The following is a 17,885-nucleotide window of genomic DNA, read 5'->3' as shown; positions in this document are numbered from 1 at the left end:
GGAGTCAAATCCCCAGGTAAGCCGTGAGCCGGCGGACACCCTCGATCGTGGAGTCCCGTTCCGCGCACAGCGAGATCCGCGCCAGGCGGTCCGCCATCGGGTGTCCAGCCGGCAGGAAACCCCGGCCGGGGGCGATGCCGACGTCGATGTCGGCCAGCGTTCGCTTACTGAACTCGTACGTGTCGTCGACGAAGGCGCCCAGGTCGAGCAGGGCGTACCAGCCGCCGGCCGGAGCCACGGGCACGAGCTTGTTGCCGAGCAGGTTCACGACCGAGTCTCTGGTCTGGCGCACATACTCGCGGTGCGCGGCCAGATGGCCCGTCGCGCCGAGCGCGGCCAGCCCGGCGTACTGCACCGGCGTGCTCGGAGCCACCAGGGTCGCCTCCTGAATCCGGGCCAGGAGCGCGGCGCGATCGTCGTTCGGGGCGGTGGCGTAGCCGAGACGGCAGCCGGTCATCGAGTAGCCCTTGGAGAACGTGTGCACCGAGAAGACCACCCGGTCCTCCGGCGGCAGCTCCAGGTCGAGGTTGGCCATCCGGCTCGGCTCACCGTCGTACACGAAGTCCTCGTACGCCTCGTCGCTGATGACCACGACCCTTCTGCGTACCGCCCAGTCATGGAGTTCGCGAAGCTCCTCGGCGGACCAGACCCGTCCTGAGGGGTTGCTCGGCGAGTTCACCAGGACCGCCACCACGCGGTCGCTCGCGCAGGATTCCAGGGCGTCCGCGATGGACCGGCCGTCGTCGCCGAAGGGGGCGAAACAGGCCGTCATGCCGGTCATCGCCACCTGCTGAAAGTGCATCGGCCAGTGCAGCTCCGACAGCACCACCTGCCCGCCGTCCACGGCGCTGGACTGCAGGATCGCGCTGATCGCCTGGCACGAGCCCGGGGTGACGAAGACGCGGTCCGCCGGCGGCCGGCCGTTCCCGGCCAGTCGCTCCGCGAGCGCGTCATGCAGCGCGCCCAGCCCGCGCGCGTCCAGGTACGCGGTGTGGCCGTCGCGGAGCGCCCTGCAGTACCCCTCGACCGCCTCCTGCGGCATGCGGATGTGCGGCTCACCCACGTGCAGGGCGATGACCGGCCGCGGATGCGCGCCGACCAGCCGGTGGATCTCGTGGAGGCAGGAGAGCGGAATGCTCCTGCTCCGCTCCGCCCCGGACCACGGGCTCTCGCCGATCAGCATGACCGGCCCCCGTCCACCACGAGCAGCGTGCCGGTCATCCACGATCCGGCCGGGCCGAGCAGCATCCGGATCCACGGAACCACATCCTCCGGCCTGCCCATCCGTCCGAGCGGAGTAGTGCGGATCATTTCCTCTCTCAACCTCCTGGTCGCGTTCTCGTCCAGACCGAGGTCCTCGTACATCTCGGTGTCGATGGCTCCTGGCAGCACGGCGTTGACCCGGATCTCGGGGGCCAGCTCACGCGCCAGAGACCGGGTGAGGTGATGCAGGGCCGCCTTCGTCGCGCCGTAGAAGGATCGGTCGGGTACGGCCAGCAGCCCACCGATGGAGCCCACGTTGACGACGACGCCGCCGGCGCTGCGCAGCAGCGGCGCCGCCTGCCTGATCAGCGCGGCGGGACCGGCCACGTTCGTCGTGAACAGCCGGACGAAGGTGTCGACCCCGGTCGATTCCAGCGGGCCGAAGGTGGCCACGGCCGCATTGTTGACGAGCATGTCGACGCCGCCGAAACGGTCTCGAGCCGCGGCGACGACGCGGGCCGCCGAGCCGGGATCCGACAGGTCGGCCGGCACCGCCAGGACGTCGTCCGGTGCGGCGCCGGCCTCGACGCATTCCACGCGGGTGGCGTCGAGCCGCTGCGCACGCCGTCCGACGAGAACCAGGCAGTTCTTGTCGGCGGCGAGGCTGATGGCCAGGCAGCGGCCGAGACCGGTCCCCGCGCCGGTCACGATGGCGACCGATCCCATGGTCAGATCCCGCCCTCTTCGAACTCGCCGGCCACGTCGCGCTGGACGTCGACCACGGCCGCCAGCTCGGCGACGGTGGGGGCGGAGAACAGCTGACGGAGCGTCACGGACACGCCGAGCCGCGTGCGGAGCGACTCCTGCATCCTGGTCGCCTGCAGGCTGTCGCCACCAAGGCCGAAGAACGAGTCGCGGCGTCCGACCTCGGGCAGATCCAGGATCTCGGCCCAGATCGCGGCGAGCGCCTGTTCTGTCGAGCCTTCCGGCGGCTCGCGCCGCGATGCGGTGGGGTGCGCCCGCTCCACCATTCCGGCCAGGCGCCGCCGGTCCACCTTGCCGGTGCCGGTGAGCGGGATCTCGGGGAGCGTCACGATCTCATCAGGAACCATGTACGGGGGAAGCGCGTCGGCGAGTGCCCGCTTCGCGGCGTCCGCGTCCGCTCCGACCAGCGCCGCGGCGATTCTGCGGTGCGGCGAGCCGATCGGGAAGGCGACCGCTCTCTCGACGCGGGGCAGGCGAGCGAGGGCCGCTTCGATCTCCCCGAGCTCGATCCGATGCCCGCCGATCTTCACCTGGTCGTCGGAGCGCCCGAGGAACTCCACCATCCCGTCAGGGAGGTAGCGGGCGAGATCCCCGGTGCGATACCACCGCTCACCGCCGTCGTGGACGAACGCGGAAGCGGTCAGCTCGGGCTGATCGCGGTAACCCATGGCCAGCCCGGAACCGCCGATCCACAACTCGCCGGGCACCCAGTCCGGACGATCCCTTCCCTGCCCGTCGGTGACGCGGAAGCGCTGGGCACGCAGCGGATATCCGTACGGCACCGCCGTCCATTCCGGCCGGAGGTCTTTCACCTCGAGCAGGTTCGACCAGATCGCAGCCTCGGTGGCGCCGCCCAGGGCCGCGAAGCGGGCATCGGGCCGCAGCCCGCTGACCTGTGCGGGAAGATCGGCGCTCACCCAGTCCCCTGAGACCAGGATGACCGCAGGCACGTCGTCCGGGCCCGACAGCCCTCCGCCGACCAGGAACATCTCCAGCAAGGCCGGTACGGAGTTCCACACCGTGACCCTGTGCCGCCGCACCAGCCGCCCCCAGCTGCGCGCCTCCTTCCGGTCCAGCTCGTCCACGAGCACGATGGCGCCGCCGGCCGACAGCAGCCCGAACACGTCGTAGACCGACAGGTCGAAGTCCAGGGCGGACAAGGCGAGCACCCTGTCGTGCTCGTCGATGCCGAAATGGTCGTTGACCGCCATGACGGTGTTCATCGCCGCGCGATGAGTGATCTCCACGCCCTTCGGTTCGCCCGTGGATCCTGAGGTGAAGATGATGTAGGCCAGCTGGTCGTCGTCATGCCGAACGCCGTCCCACGCCATCGGCTGGTATTCCGCCAACTGGCGTACGTCGAAGACCGGTAACGTGCCGGGCCAGTCCAGCCGTACGATCTCGTCGCCCACGCAGACGACGCCACCGACCCCTGCGGTCTGGTACATCCGTTCCCGCCGCGCGGACGGTTGGTCGATCCCGACCGGAACGTACGCCGCCCCGGCGGCGAGCACGCCCAGGACCGCGGCGATCTGCCACGGGCCCTTCGCCGCCGTCACCGCGACCGTGTCGCCGGGGGAGATCCCCACCGAGTGCAGGCCGCCGGCGATCCGACGAGCTCGATCCGCCAGTTCGCCGTAGCTGAGCTCGTCGGAATCGCCCCAGGCCAACGCCGTTCTGTCCGGGTGCAGGGCGGCTCTGTCGAAGAACCGCTCGTGCAACCGGCCCAGCGACAGGGCGCCGCCCGTTCCGTTGGCTCGCGTGCGCACCGCCGTCTGGCTCTGCGGGAGCCGTACCGCAAGGGGCTTCTGCCAGGACGCCGCGTCGGTGAGCGAGGTCAACGCCTCCTCGTAGGCCCCGGTCAGCGCCTCGACCAGGCCGCCGGGGAACACGCCGTCGGTGACATCCCAGTTGACCAGCAACCCGCCGTCGCCGCCCTCGATCACCTGCTGGTCCAGCCAGACCTGCGGCGTCTCGGAGGACGTCCACACCGGTGTGCCGAAACACTCGCGGACCTCAGGACCGAACAGCTCGCCCATGCCGATGACGCTGGTGAACACCACCGGCGCGCGCGGCCAGTTGCTGCGCGAACCGCGTGCCAGGTCGCGCAGCACCTCGACGCCCGAGTGATCGGCGTGGGTGAGGTCGGAGCGCAGCTGGGCCTGCACGGCGCGGGCCCGCTCGGCGAAGGTCGCAGGTTCGCCCGCGTCGACGCTGAGCAGCGTGACGTTGGTGAAGTCGCCGACGATCAGAGGGACGTCGTCGTGCAGTTCACGGCGTCCGAAGGTAGGGATGTTCAGCAGGAATCTGGGCTCGGCACTCCAGCGGCTCAGAACCTCGGCGTACACGGTGCAGAACACCACAGGCAACGTCAGGGCCTCGGCTTGGGCACAGGCCGCGATGCGCGCGACCTCGGTGGCCGAGAGCCTCTGGTAGTAGCGGGTGACACCCCGGTGTTCGCGCAGTCCGGCACCCTCGGCGAGCGGCAGTTGCGGCGGGCCGGGCAGATTCGCCAGCCTGCCGCGCCAGTAGTCCTCGGCGGCGCGGGTGGCGTCGGAGTTCTCGAACTCCTGCTGGTCGGCGAGATACTGAGCGAACGAGTAGCTCAGCGGCCTCAACCCGGCACCAGGCTCCCGGTACAGCGTGGCGAGGTCTGCCAGCAGGACCTGGTAGCTCTGCGCGTCGGCCACCAGCATCGCGATGCCGACGTGCATCCGGGTGCGGCCCTCGTCCAGCAGCGACAGCTGGACGTCGAAGACGTCGGCGCCCTCGATGTCGAACCGGCGATGAGACAGCTCCGTGCGAAGCCTCGCCAGCCCGTCCTCACCGGCCGCGCCCCGCAGGTCGTGCACCGTCAGTCCCGGCCACGGGCTTCGCGCCAGCACTTGCTGGCGGCCGTTGGGGGTGAACCGGGCGCGGAGCATGCCGTGGCGGGCCAGCAACGCGCGCACGGCCGCCTCCAGCCGGTCCGGATCGACGTCGGAGCCGTCGAACTCGGCGTAGAAGTGTGCGCTGACTCCACCCAGCGGCTGCCCGTCCTGCCCGCCGATCCAGTACGCCTGCTGCATCGGGGCGAGAGCATGCTCGTCGTTCTCGTCGACGGGTGTGCGCCCGGCCTGCGGTCCTGAGCCGGCCGGCCGGAGATCGGCGCCGGCCAGCAACGCGAGCCAACTCGCGAGGGTCGGTTCCTCCGCCAGGCGCTCGAACGTCACCCGCGCTCCCGCTCGGCGGAAGAGGTTCGCTATCCGCATGACCGCTATGGACTCGAGGCCGAGGGCGAGAAGGTCCTGGTGATCGTCGAGGTCTCCCGCGTGAATCCCCAGCAGCCCCGCCACGGCCTCCCGCAGATCGGCCGGCTCGAGCACGCGGTTCTGATCGGCCCGGCCGGAGGCCGGTTCGGTCGCGCTCATGAGGTTGTGTCCCTTCCTTGAGGGGAAGGCGGCGAACTTCGTGTACAGGCGATGACACACCGATGCAGGTCACGGCAACAACTGGGGCTACTCGCCCGGTCAACTGCGGACAATCCGCCATTGGGCATCATCGCGAGGCGACGGTCTTGGCCATGGCGAGGTAGTCGCCGACCAGCCGGGCCGCCAGGTCGTCGTCGAGCCGGGCGCGGTTGTAGCAGAGCACCACCCGCTGCTCGCCGTGCTGCGGATATATTTGGAACTCGCACTCGAATCGGCTGGCGAGCCGGTCGATGACGACGATCTCGGCGTCTGTCCCGGCCACGCGCAGGTTCCCCGGCAGTTCGGGCACGACCTGGAACATGACGTCGTCCGGCCGTCGCCCTGGCTCGGCCAGCATGTCGCCCCGCAGGAGCTGGTAGGGGAGTCGCTGGTGCACGAACGCGTCCATCGCCGTGGCGTGAGTACGGCGCAGCACCTCGCCGAAGTCGTCGCCGGGCTCGACCCGTGTGCGCAGCACGGTCATGTTCGCCAGCAGCCCCACGGTGTCCCGCAGTTCGGTGCGGGTCCGGTTGGCCAGGAACGAGGCGACCGCCAGGTCGTCATCGCCCGTGTGCTCGCGCAGGACCAGGTAGTAGATGGCGAGCAGGGCCGAGGCGAGGGTCGTGTGGCGGGGGCGGGCGATCTGCTCCAGGGCTGAGACCGTGACCGCGTCGATCGTGCCGGTAACGCTGGCGCTGACCCATGACCCGGGTGCCGCCTCCCGCAACGGGAGCTGCGGGACCCGGGCGCCTTCGAGGTGGTTCGTCCAGTACGTCCGGTCCTCGCGCATCTCGGGACCGGCCAGCCACTCGTCCTGCCACTGGCAGAACCGGGCGTACTGCCAGCGCACCTTGGGGAGCGGTGGACCGCCGCCGGTGAGTGCCTGCAGGTCGCGGACGATGAGCCCGCACGAGCTGCCGTCCGTCACCGCATGGTGCAGGTTGACGCACAGGCAGTGGTCGTCGTCGGCGAGCCTGAAGAGCGTGACGCGCGCGGGCCATCGGCCGGCGTCCACCGGCAGGCGCACTTCATCCGCGATCGCCTCATCCATGCCGCGATCGGGGTCGTCCGAGGTGATGTCCCTGCGGCACAACCGCACCGGTTGAGGCTCGTGCACGAGCTGGGTCAGCCGGGCGCCTCTCCCTGCGAGGGTCGTACGCAAGCTCTCGTGCCGCGCGGTCAGCGCCGACAACCCGTCGCTGAGGCGCTCCTCATCGAGCCGTCCACGCAGGCGGAGCACGATCGGACAGTTCGCGGCGCCTTCCCGGCCCCTGAACTGCTCCAACACCCACAGCAGGCGCTGAGCCACCGAGGCGGGGATCTGTCTCACCTCGGCCATACCGTCACCGGCTGGGTGGTGAACCCGCGCAGGACCAGGCTGTTTCTGCGCACTGGCCGTCCCCTGGGCATGATGCCACCGGTCGCCTCGATCAGCGCCTTGAGCGCGACCACCAGCTCCGCCTTGGCCAGCCCCGCCCCCAGGCAGCGGTGGTGCCCGTAACCGAACGCGAGGTGCGGGTTCGGCGAGCGCTCGAGATCGAACGTGGCCGCGTCCGCGAAGACTTCGTCGTCGCGGTTGGCAGAGCCGAACAGCACCAGGAGCCTGCCGCCGGCGGGAAGCGCGACCCCACCCAGCCGATCCTCGGCCACAGGGGCACGCCACAGTCCCTGCACCGAGGTGTCGTAGCGCAACGACTCCTCCACCACCGCCTCGGCGAGCTCTGGTGCTGCCCAGAGGCGTTGCAGCACCTCGGGGTGACGGAACAGGATATCGATGATGTTGGTGAACAGATTGGCCGTCGTTTCCACCCCTGCGACCAGCAGGAAGGCGCAGAACGCCAGCACTTCGTGGTTGGACAACCCGGCCGCGTCGGTCGCGGCCACGGCGCTGAGCAGATCGTCACCCGGTTCCTGCTTGCGGCGGCGAATCTCCGAGTAGAAATAGCGGAACATGTCGTAGCCACGTCCCAGGCGGAACTCGGGGGAGCCGATCATGTCGAGATCGTCCGTGATCACAGCGGCCCATTCCATGAACTCATCGCGTACCTCAGCGGACACGCCGAGCAACTCCGCCAGGACGAGCACGGGCAGTGGGGCGGCGAGGTCGCGGTAGACATCGGCTGTCCCGTCCTCGGCGTTCGCCAGCAGCCCAGCCACCAACCCCCTCGCGATCTCCTCGATCCTTGGCGTCAGCCTGGTGACCGCCGAGCGCGAAAAGGGAGCGAACACCGCGCGCCGCAGTCTCGTATGTTCGGGCGGGTCGGTCGCGATCAGGACCCGAACCCCTGGGGCTCCAATCCGATAGTCCACCGATCGAGGAGCGTGCACGCGGGGGACCGCGCCCATGCCCAGCTGCGATGAGAAGCGGCCCGGATCGCTCAGCACTTCGACGACGTCGGCATGCCTGGTCACCAGCCACAGATCATGGTCCGGTAGGTGACATACGGGGTCCTGTTCCCGCAACAACCGATACCCCGGATAAGGGTCGGCCGCGGTCGATGGATGATCCGGGTCGAAAGGACGCAAAGGCGGGGATTTCGCCGCCCTGTGGGGCACCTCCATGCCGCCCGAGCATGTCGGGTCGCGCCCGGCTAGTCGAGGGTCGGAATTTCTCCCTCCGGGATCCCTCCCCCCTTTCACCTTCACCGGCGATCGGTGGGTGTGGTGGCCGCCGGGCCCTGGCGATCGCGCCCTCTTGCGCAGGAGAGACGGTCACCATCATGATCAGATGAAAGGCTCTGGACAACGTACGGCTTCCGCGACCCCCACCCCCGGCGGTCCGGCTGTCAACGGCCATGAGGTTCTCCAGGTAGGTGGCCGTTGGTCCTGGCTCTGGCACCCAGCGGAAACGCCAGATGTTCCGCCACCGCGCCGGCCTTCTCAGGCCGATCGGGCAGCAGTGGATACGCGGTCCGATCAATCGACGCCACCCAGAACGCCGGAAGATCACCCCATAAGGGTGGCACCTGCATACGGCAGAAACGGGGCCGCGCCTGATCAGCGGTCGTTAGGATCTTGAGGATCGCGCCGAGGGCGCGGTGGGCCGAGCAGTTCGCCGACCAGAACTGGGTCCTTTCCCGGCGGATGAGGTGGATGGTGAACGTGTGGCGCTGAACCTTCCGCCACTGCTGCACGCCGTCGATGAGGTCGAGAGAGCTGTCACAGGCAATGTCCGCAGGTCTTTCAACGTCCTGCTGTGTCTGGTCGCCGTGGCGACGATCGGTTGGAGCGGCACGCTGCTGTGGCAGAACTGGAAGGGCCGACAGCAGATCGATGAGGCCTGCGCGGGGCTCGTGCCGGCCGGGCGGGTACTCGCGCTGTCCCCTGCGGGCGGCACCATCTCTCACCGGACGGCCGACAAATGGACGATCGAGCTCGACGCCGGCCTGCCTCAGTACTGCGAGCTCCTCAGCACCGAGGCGGGGGCGGAATACCGCACTGGCGAGCCGTGGTCCTTCTTCAAGGGCGTGGTGGGAGTCCTGCCTTCGAACGAACCGGTGATTCCCGAGACCCCGGGGGACAATCTTGTCGACAGGCGCAACCCCACCTATCCGTACGAACCCCTCGGCGGCGGCGTATCCGGCATAGTCACGGCCTCGGGCGTCAGCGTCGACCTCCCGTGCGCGCGGGGCATGTCGAACGGCCAGCCGATCACGGCGCTGTGGGCGTGGGCCTCGCTGAAGGATCCTGGCCCGCCGTTCACCGACAACGGGCAGCTGACCTCGCACGACCGCGACACGCTCGCCGAGATCGCCGTGATCACCGCCAACAACCTGGCCGAACGCCTGGGCTGCGCCGAGCGCCTGCCCGATCCACCCGAGGACATCCCGGCCTTGACGCCAGGCCCCACTCCGGCCGTCGGCGCGGACGGCACCTGCGCCTGGTATCGCAAGGCCGGCTTCGCACGCCGCAAGCAGCTTCCGGACCAGGTCCTCGAAAGCCGGGTCGACGACAAGCTGTGGTTCGAGCGCTGTGGTCTCGTGCTCAGCAGCATCCGCGCGAACGGCCTCTGGCGGTCCGACGCCGCGGAGCTCGACGACCTGTCCCGCCCCTCCGATCCGGGCGATTGGTTCGTCTCCCTTCACACCTACTCCGGAGAGAGGGCGAAGAGGGTCCACCTCAAAGCGACCCACGGTGAGCCTCCGGTCGTCGCGGAACCGGGCAAGGCAGGCCGCGGTGAGACATCGGTCTGGTGGGCCTCGTCCCGCTGCGAAGGCAAACCCCAGATCCACACGATGACCGTCGCCTACGGCTACGACAAGCTGATGAGGTCCGCGTTGGAGAAGGTGTTCCGCGCCTACGTCACCGACGTCGTCGCCCGCCGCGGCTGCACGGACACCGCGTTCCCCACCTCCTCAACCTTCCGTGCCGGCTAAGGCCTGATCGGCCGGACAAGGCTGCCACCAGAATGCGGCATGGACGGGCCTGGCTGAGCCGCTGACCGGACAGAATCGTTCCATCTGGTCTCTCGAACCGCATCACCCCAGGTCAGTGAGCCGACATCGGGTCGCGCGCCAATGCGGTCCCCACGATCGTATGGTGGCCCGGCGCTGAAGCCTCGGCCCATGTGCCGCCGCAAGCATGCGGGCGGTCCTGATCGGATCCAACATCGTCGACGTGACGCTGATTCTGGGCGCCGGAGACCCGGCCCGGCAGGGGACGGGGGCGGGCCGAACGCCCGCTCCCGTGCCGCTACGACTACAGCGTCATCCAGAGCTAGCCTGCCTGCCAGGACGGGCCGGTCTCCTCCGTCCGCGGCGGGGCGGGCGGGGTCCGGTCGCGGGAGGGGACGACCACGATGCCCTTGGTGCTGTTGGGCGGGTTGACGTCGAGCGTTCCCCCGTAGACGACGTTGCCGCGGAAGGTGTTCGGCTGGAAGGAGAACTTCGCCAGCGGCGGCGCCGTGTCCTGCCCCGAGGTGGTCACGGCCACGCCGCCCTTGGGCTTGTAGCTGAGGTTGCCGGTGAAGGTGTTGCGCTCGGGCAGCAGCACCATCTGGTAGCCGGGCCAGTGGTTCTTGTAGAACCAGCCGATGTGGATGTCGCTCTTGGCGTTGTCGGCGAACACGTTGCCGGTGAACGCGCTGTCGGTCACCTGCCCGTAGTGGAACAGGTAGCCATAGGGCGTGAGCGGGTTCGGCTGCGGGACGAAGTCCGGAGTCAGGTAGTCGAGCTTGTGGTTCTCGTCGAACAGGTGCTCCCCGCTGGTGACCTTGAGCCCGTAGCCGGAGACGCCCCGCACGTGGTTGCCGCGCACCACGTGGTGGTCGCCGCTGACGCGGATTCCCTCGCTGGCCGGGTAACGGTCGCCGATGATGGCGTTGCTCTCCACCGTGTTGTAGTTGCCGTAGCGCAGCACCAGGCCGCCGCTGGACTGTCTGATCGTGTTGTTGCGGACCGTGTTGTGGTTCGACTTCAGCGAGATGATCTCGTCGTCGCCGTCGACGTGCTCGAAGAGGTTGTTGTCGATGGTGAAGTACGCGCCCTCCTCGGCGCCCTCCTCCGCCCACTGGCCGTAGCCCCAGATGCGCAGCGCCTCCATGCCGTTGCGGCCGAGGTTGGGGACGTCGGCGAAGCGGGTGTGGTCGACCCTGTTGTAGGCGGCCGCCGGGCCCCGGTCGTTGCCGACCAGCGGCTCCTGGTGGGCCTTGCCCTTGAGCAGGCTGTGGTCGAGCCGGTTGTGCCCGCCCTTGAAGTAGACCCAGTAGTACGGCGTGGCCGGGTCGGCGGGGTTGAAGTCGACCACGGCGGTGTCGGTGACCCTGCCGCGGTCGCTGTTGAAGGAGATGACCGAGGCCGCGCCGCCGGGCGCCTGGCCGGAGGTGAAGGTCAGGCCGCTCACGGTCAGGTCGGGGCTGTTGAGCGACAGCGCCGACCTGCCGGTGAGCAGCACCTTGCCTGGCGTCTGCGCCCTGAGCGTGAGGGGTCCTGGGGCGCGCAGGTCGATGACGGTGTCCTGCCAGGTGCCGTCGGCCATGACGATGGTGCCTGCCGTCCCGATCGCCGCGTTCAACTCGGCCTGGTTCGAGACGAGCCGCTCCTCGTCCGCCGAGGCGAGGGCGGGCACGGCGGGCAGCAGCAGGAACGCCGCCGCGACAAGGGCTGCCAATCGGTTCATACCGGCAACGTAGGGAAAGCGTATTCCCTTGGGCATGGGCAAAACTCGGGCACTCCTAGGACGATCCTCAGGAGGCCCGGTGCAAGGCCCGGTACTGCGTGGGCGTCAGCGAGGTCACCTGGCGGAAGACCCGTGACAGGTAGGCGGCCTCCCAGCCCACCGCCCCGGCGATCTCCTCGATCCTCTGCTCGGTGTGGATCAGCGCCTGCTTGACCCGTTCGACCCGCAGCTGCCGGATGTACTGGTTGGGGGAGACTCCGAAGAGCTGGGCGAAGTAGGTGATGAAGTAGGTCGGGTTGTAGTGGAAGACCTCCGCCAGCCGCCCGACCGTCAGCACCTCGGCCAGGTGCGCGTCGATGTACTCCAGGATCCGCCCTGGCCCCTGGCTGAGCGGCCGCAACGAACCCAGCGGCGCGTGGTCCACCAGGTAGGCCGTCAGCTCCATGAGCACCGCCCGCTGCCGCAGCGGCCCTGTCACCTGCGTCGCGCCCTTGCCCGCCGCCAGCAGCCTGGTGAACATCTCCCGTACGGCGGGCGGATCCTCCACCTCCACCACCCGGGGGAGCGCGACCAGCGAGGCCAGCTCGCGCCCGGCCACGGTGGCGGTGAAGTTCGCCCAGTACTTGCGCAACGGGCGCTCCTTGGAGCTGGAGAAGGCCAGCGCGGACCCGGCGGGCAGGAAGTAGAGCTGGCCTGGCCGCGGCAGGTACTCCACGCCGTCCAGGGTGATCGAACCCACCCCGTCGAGGATGAGGTAGATCCGGTTGTAGCCGTCGGTCCGCGCCTCCCGCCCCCAGCCGGCGGGGACGGGATCGGCGTGCCCGGCCATGAGCAGGTCGAGGTCGAGCCGCCGCAGGTGCTCCCTGAGTGCCGGGTCCATCGCCGTCACGCCCGCAGGCTCGCCAGCGCCGGGTTCACCGCGTGCCGCAGCGGTTCGCCCGCGGACAGGCGGGCGACCTCGGCCAGCACCAGCTCGCCCATCCTGCCCCGTTCGGCGCCCATCGCCCCGGCTAGGTGCGGGGTCAGGACCACGTTGGGCAGGCCGTACAGCGGGGATCCCGGCTCCGGCGGCTCGGGCCAGGTGACGTCGAGGACCGCGGTGAGGTCGGGCCGCCCGCGCAGGACCTCGACCACGGACGGCTCGTCGAGGACGGCGCCGCGGGCGGTGTTGATCAGCGTCGCGCCCGCGCCGAGCCGTGCCACCAGCGGGCCGTCGACCAAGCCCGTGGTCTCCGGCAGCAGCGGGGCGTGCACGCTGACGACCTCGCAGGTCTCGAACAGCTCGGCCAGCGGGAGGAGCGGGATGCCCAGCCCGGCGGGGGCGTGCGGGTCGTAGGCGACCACCTCCAGGTCGAAGGCGCGCAGGTGGGAGGCGACCAGGCGGCCGATCTCGCCCAGGCCGAGCAGCCCCACCCGTGACCGGTAGGCCCCGGCTGCGCACACCTCGTCCGGGTAGCGGCCCAGCTCCTTGATCTCGCGGGAGATCCGGTGGAACTGCTTGAGCGCCAGCAGGATCTGGGCCAGCGTGAACTCCGCCACCGGGATCGCGTTGGCCGAGGCGGCCGACACGATCGGGATGCCGCGCGCCCAGAAGTCCGGCGTGGTCAGCGGGCGCACCGAGCCTGCCGCCACAAGCACCGCGCGCAGGCGCGGAGCGTGACCGAGCAGCCCGGCGTCGAGCACCGGCGCGCCCCAGCCGGACAGCAGGATCTCCACCTCCGACAGCACGCGGGGATCGGCTGCCAGCCGCTCGCGCGTCATCGCGGGAGCCTGCCATTCGACCAGGTCAGCCAGCCTTTCCAGGACGTGCGCGGGGTAGACGTCGGCCCGCCTGCGCTCCTCCATCACCAGCAGTGCTTTGATCATCTCTTCCTCATTTCATCGGATGTCTGGGGAAGCATGATGTCGTATGACGGAACAGTTTTATCGGTGATGGTTTAGTCATCGGAGCATTGACCGGGGAGCGCGATCACCGCTACCTTCCGGGAAATCGCTTGCCAAGTAGAGGGAGCCGTCCACATATGCGAACCGCCTCCACAATGCTGGCGTGCCTGGTGGTGCTCACAGCGTGTTCGTCAGGCACAGCCGGAACCAACGTCGAGCAGGACGCCAAGGCTACGCTCGAGCTCTGGACCAGGACCACGCCGGGCGGGCCCGGCGAGCAGGGCACGCTCAAGCTGGCCGCCGCGTTCGAGAAGGCGACCGGCCACAAGGTCAAGGTGACCGCGATCTTCGACGACTTCGAGACGAAGATGCAGCAGCGGGCCGCCCAGAAGGACCTGCCCGACATCGTCATGAACGACGTCGCCCAGCTGGGAACGATGCAGAGCCAGGGGTTGCTCCGGGAGATCGACCTCACCAAGCTCGCCGGGGCCAAGGACCTGTCCGAGCGTGCGCTCGCCTCCGGCAAGGGCGTGGACGGCAAGCAGTACGGCGTGCCGTACTCCGCGCAGGCCACAGCGCTGCTGATCCGCAAGGACTGGCGGGAGAAGCTGGGGTTGAAGCCGCCGCAGAGCTGGGCGGATCTGGCGGCCCTGGCCAAGGCGTTCACCGAGAAGGACCCCGACGGCAACGGCCAGAACGACACCTACGGGCTGGCCGCGCCCCTGTCGACCAAGCGCGGCTACGCCTCCTGGTACTTCTCCAACTTCCTGTGGGCGGGCGGCGGTGACTTCGTCGCCGACGCGGGCGGCGGCAGGTTCAAGCCCGCCATGTCCACCCCCGAGTCGATCGCGGCCACGCAGTGGTTACGCGACCTGGCGTGCAAGGACAAGGTCATCCAGCCGGGCGCCGTCACCATGGACACTCCGCCGACGAACGAGACGTTCGAGTCGGGCAAGACCGGCATGTACGTCGTCGGCCCCTACCTGATGCCCCGCTACGACAAGTCGCTCGGCAAGGACAAGTACGAGGTCGTGCCCATGCCCCAGGGCGCCAAGAACGCCGACGTGCTCGCCGAGGGCGGCGCGATCTACCTGATGGCGGGCTCGCCCAACAACGCGGGCCAGGACGCCTTCGCCTCCTACGCCATCTCCGCCGAGGGCCAGAAGATCGGCATGGAGGGCGACACCGCCTACATCGTGCAACTGCCCGTCAACAAGACCGTCGACATCAGCCAGGTCCGCCCCGACCCCAGGTGGAAGACCTACGCCGACGTCTACCAGAGCTCGGGCCACTACCCGCCGTCGATCCCCAACTGGACCCCCGTACGGCAGGCCGCCGCCGACACCGTCAACGCCCTGGTCGCCGACTGCGGCCTGGACCTGAAGGGTGAGCTCCAGAAGCTGGACGCCAAGCTCGCCGGGATCCTGGCCGAGCAGGGCGTCGCCGCGTCATGACGGCGGTGGAGGCCGAACCGGCCGCTCCGGCCGCTCGGGCCACGCGGGAGCCCGTGAGCGGCCGGAGCGGACGCTGGTGGGTTCCGTGGCTGTTCCTTGCCCCCGCGCTCGTCCTGTTCCTGTACTTCAAGTTCATCCCCATGGGCAACGCCCTGGTGATGTCCTTCCAGAACGTGCAGCCCTTCCTCGGCAACCAGTGGGTGGGGCAGGACAACTACGTCAAGGTCGTCACCTCCGACGGCTTCCAGCAGGCCGCCTGGCACACCGTGCTGCTCGCGGTGTTCCAGACGGCGGGCTCGATGCTGCTCGGGCTGGTGCTCGCGCTGCTGATGGAGGGGCGCAGCCGTAGGCTGAGCTTCATCAGGTCGGCGGCGTTCCTGCCGGTCGTGGTGCCGATGGCGGTCATCGCCGAGCTGTGGCGGATCATGTACCACCCGACCGGCGACGGCATGCTGAACTCGCTGCTCGGCCTGGTCGGGCTCGAGCCCTCCGGGTTCATCAACGACCCGCACACCTCGATGGCCTCGGTCATCGCCACCGGGATCTGGCGGGGCGCGCCGTACGACATGATGATCTTCCTGGCCGGGCTGGCGGGGGTGAACAGGGACCTGTACGAGGCCGCGATCGTCGACGGCGCATCGCGGTGGCGGCGGCTGCTGCACGTGACGCTGCCGGGGCTGCGCTCAGTGTTCTCGATCCTTTTCATCCTGGCGGCCATCCGCGGCCTGCGCGTCTTCACCGAGGTCTACCTGCTGACCAACGGCGGGCCGAACGGTTCGACCGAGGTCGTCATGACCCTGATCACCAAGCTGGGCCTGGAGCAGAACCGGCTGGGCGTGGCCTCCGCGGGGGCGGTGCTGCTGTTCCTGGCCACGCTGCTGCTGACCGTCGTCGTGTCCGTCCTCAGGCGGAGGGAGAGGGAATGAGCGCGGCCAGCGAGACCGCACTCGGGCTCAAGGAGAGCAGGACGCCGCAGGCGCGGCTGCTCAGACTCGTCGTCCACGCGCTGGTCCTGGTGGTGTTCGCCGGGCCGCTGCTGGCGCTGCTCGTCAGCGCGTTCAACCACGTCTCCGATCCGACGCAGCTCAGCGTCGTGCCCTCGCGCCCGACGCTGGACAACTTCGCGGTCGCCGTCGACCACGGGGTGCTGAAGTACCTGCTGAACTCCTTCTTCGTGGTCGGGTTCGGGCTGCTGCTGCAGGTGGTCGTCTCGACGCTGGCCTCCTACGCGCTGGCCCGCAAGCGTTTCACGTTCATGACGATCGTGTTCGTGGCGATCCTGGCCACGCTCATGCTGCCGGAGGAGATCCTGGCGATCCCGCTGTCGCTGATCCTGTCGGATCTGCCGGTGCTGCACATCAACCTGATCGGCACGCTGGCCGGGATCATCGTGCCGGTGGGCGCGTGGGCGTTCTCCATCCTGGTCATGACGGAGTTCATGCGGGACGTGCCACGCGAGCTGGAGGAGGCGGCGCGGATCGACGGGGCGGGGGAGCTGCGGATCTTCGCCCAGATCATCCTGCCGATGTGCCGTCCGGCGCTGGGCGTCATCGGGGTGTTCGGGTTCACCATGATCTGGGACCAGTACCTGCTGCCGATGCTGGTGGCCGACGATTCTTCGACCTACACGCTGCCGCTGGCGCTGCGCACACTGCGGATCGACCCGATCGTCACGCCCGGTGTGGTGATGGCGGCCTCGTTGCTGGCGCTGCTGCCGTCGGTGATCGTGTTCCTGTTCTTCCAGCGCTCGTTCGTGCATGGATTGTCGTCGGGCGCCCTCAAGGGATGATTTTTCATGAACTGGTTCGTCAATGATCGTTTTGGAATGTTCGTGCATTGGGGTCCGTACTCGCTGGCGGCCCGGCACGAGTGGGTGAAGACGCGCGAGAAACTGACCGACGCGCAATACCAGCCCTACGTCGACCATTTCTCGCCGGACCTGTACGACCCCGCCGCGTGGGCGCGGACCGCCAGGGCGGCGGGCATGCGTTACGCCGTGCTGACCACCAAGCACCACGACGGATTCTGCCTGTGGGACAGCGACCTGACGGACTACAAGGCGCCCCGTGACCTGGTCGAACCGTTCGTGGCGGCGTGCCGCGCCGAGGGGTTGAAGGTGGGTTTCTACCATTCGCTGATCGACTGGCATCACCCGGAGTTCCCCGTGGACGGAACCCACCCGCTGCGCGATGTCCAGCCCCTTCCCGAACGTGATATTTCGGTATATCGGCGACACCTGCACGGCCAGGTCAGGGAACTCCTGACCCGTTATGGAACGGTCGACTATCTCTTCTTCGACTTCTCCTACTCCGGCCGGAGCGAATGGTGGGGCGGAAAGGGTCCCGAGGACTGGGGCTCGAAGGAACTGCTGGCGATGGTGCGCGAGTTGCAACCTGACATCCTCGTCAACGACCGCCTCGGGATTCCCGGCGACTTCGTCACCCCCGAGCAGTACCAGCCCTCCGCGCCCATGCCCAGCCCCTGGGAGGCCTGCCAGACGCTGAACGGCAGCTGGGGCTACGACCGCGACAACCTCGACTACAAGAGTGCCGACCTGCTGGTGAAGATGCTGGTCGACGGGGTGTCCAAGGGTGGCAACCTGCTGCTCAACGTCGGTCCTGACGGGCGCGGGCGGATCGACCCGCGCGCCACCGCGTTGCTGGCCCGGATCGGCGGCTGGATGGAGTTGCACGAGCGCTCCATCCGCGGGTGCGGCCCGGCGGAGTATCCCGCCCCGGCCGACTGCCGCTACACCCGCCGCGGCGACCGGCTCTACCTGCACCTGTTCAGCTGGCCGCTGCGCCACGTGCACCTGCCGGGGCTGGCGGGCAAGGTGCGCTACGCGCAGTTGCTCAACGACGCCTCGGAGATCAGGCTCGTCAGCACCGACCCGGACCAGCAGGCCCAGAACACCCGGATGGGCGGCCAGGCACCTGGCACGCTCACGCTGGAGCTGCCGGTGCAACGCCCCGACGTCCTGGTGCCCGTCGTCGAGCTCTTCCTGGAGTAATGT

General features: G+C 69.1%; 13 protein-coding genes. 5 read left to right on the top strand and 8 right to left on the bottom strand.

Translation table 11 applies throughout. The features are described from left to right. Positions 1–4 precede the first annotated feature (4 nt). The 5 genes from AC3EO4_RS31690 to AC3EO4_RS31670 all read right to left on the bottom strand — a co-directional run bounded on the left by AC3EO4_RS31690 (position 5) and on the right by AC3EO4_RS31670 (position 7,979). Positions 5–1,183, bottom strand: coding sequence for a pyridoxal phosphate-dependent aminotransferase (locus AC3EO4_RS31690; RefSeq protein ID WP_431898982.1), 1,179 nt, complete (start codon positions 1,181–1,183; stop codon positions 5–7). Continuing rightward, positions 1,177–1,929: an SDR family NAD(P)-dependent oxidoreductase gene (locus AC3EO4_RS31685; RefSeq protein ID WP_379582364.1), complete on the bottom strand. Its 753-nt coding sequence runs from the start codon at positions 1,927–1,929 to the stop codon at positions 1,177–1,179. The genes AC3EO4_RS31690 and AC3EO4_RS31685 overlap by 7 nt, the downstream gene beginning before the upstream one ends. Positions 1,930–1,931: 2 nt before the next feature. Beyond that, positions 1,932–5,378: a non-ribosomal peptide synthetase gene (locus AC3EO4_RS31680; RefSeq protein ID WP_431898980.1), complete on the bottom strand. Its 3,447-nt coding sequence runs from the start codon at positions 5,376–5,378 to the stop codon at positions 1,932–1,934. Between the two features lie 127 nt (positions 5,379–5,505). Further along, a complete protein-coding gene (locus AC3EO4_RS31675) occupies positions 5,506–6,756 on the bottom strand; it encodes a condensation domain-containing protein (protein ID WP_431898978.1) in 1,251 nt (416 codons plus the stop codon). After that, positions 6,744–7,979: a cytochrome P450 gene (locus AC3EO4_RS31670; RefSeq protein WP_431898977.1), complete on the bottom strand. Its 1,236-nt coding sequence runs from the start codon at positions 7,977–7,979 to the stop codon at positions 6,744–6,746. The genes AC3EO4_RS31675 and AC3EO4_RS31670 overlap by 13 nt, the downstream gene beginning before the upstream one ends. A gap of 542 nt (positions 7,980–8,521) precedes the next feature. On the opposite strand from AC3EO4_RS31670, the gene AC3EO4_RS31665 reads away from it, so the two are divergent. Further along, complete coding sequence (locus tag AC3EO4_RS31665; RefSeq protein WP_431898975.1) at positions 8,522–9,793, top strand: hypothetical protein; 1,272 nt, start codon at positions 8,522–8,524, stop codon at positions 9,791–9,793. Positions 9,794–10,133: 340 nt separating this feature from the next. Here AC3EO4_RS31665 and AC3EO4_RS31660 read toward each other — a convergent pair whose 3' ends face one another. The 3 genes from AC3EO4_RS31660 to AC3EO4_RS31650 form a co-directional block, all read right to left on the bottom strand. After that, the gene (locus AC3EO4_RS31660; RefSeq protein ID WP_431898973.1) at positions 10,134–11,534 is read right to left on the bottom strand and encodes a polysaccharide lyase 6 family protein; all 1,401 of its coding nucleotides are present in this window, start codon (positions 11,532–11,534) and stop codon (positions 10,134–10,136) included. A 67-nt stretch (positions 11,535–11,601) separates the two neighbouring features. Continuing rightward, positions 11,602–12,414, bottom strand: a complete 813-nt coding sequence (locus tag AC3EO4_RS31655; protein WP_431899160.1) for an AraC family transcriptional regulator — start codon at positions 12,412–12,414, stop codon at positions 11,602–11,604. A 5-nt stretch (positions 12,415–12,419) separates the two neighbouring features. Continuing rightward, on the bottom strand, positions 12,420–13,400 hold the full coding sequence (locus AC3EO4_RS31650; RefSeq protein ID WP_431898972.1) for a hydroxyacid dehydrogenase: 981 nt from the start codon (positions 13,398–13,400) through the stop codon (positions 12,420–12,422). A gap of 155 nt (positions 13,401–13,555) precedes the next feature. Here AC3EO4_RS31650 and AC3EO4_RS31645 point away from each other — a divergent pair, with 155 nt between their 5' ends. Genes AC3EO4_RS31645 through AC3EO4_RS31630 form a run of 4 tightly spaced genes read left to right on the top strand, consistent with a single transcriptional unit; the run spans position 13,556 to position 17,882 of the window. After that, a complete protein-coding gene (locus AC3EO4_RS31645; protein WP_431898970.1) occupies positions 13,556–14,872 on the top strand; it encodes a sugar ABC transporter substrate-binding protein in 1,317 nt (438 codons plus the stop codon). Further along, entirely contained in the window at positions 14,869–15,798 is a 930-nt protein-coding gene (locus AC3EO4_RS31640) for a carbohydrate ABC transporter permease (RefSeq protein ID WP_431898968.1), read from the top strand. The genes AC3EO4_RS31645 and AC3EO4_RS31640 overlap by 4 nt, the downstream gene beginning before the upstream one ends. Next, positions 15,795–16,661 carry a carbohydrate ABC transporter permease gene (locus tag AC3EO4_RS31635; RefSeq protein WP_379582346.1) on the top strand — a complete coding sequence of 289 codons (867 nt, stop codon included), beginning with the start codon at positions 15,795–15,797 and terminating at the stop codon, positions 16,659–16,661. Before AC3EO4_RS31640 ends, AC3EO4_RS31635 begins: the two co-directional genes overlap by 4 nt. Positions 16,662–16,667: 6 nt before the next feature. Continuing rightward, entirely contained in the window at positions 16,668–17,882 is a 1,215-nt protein-coding gene (locus AC3EO4_RS31630; protein ID WP_431898966.1) for an alpha-L-fucosidase, read from the top strand. The last annotated feature ends 3 nt before the right edge of the window (positions 17,883–17,885 follow it).

This window comes from Nonomuraea sp. bgisy101, from assembly GCF_057708945.1.
Note: the sequence above shows the minus strand (reverse complement) of the source record. Positions and strands in the feature narration are given on the sequence as shown.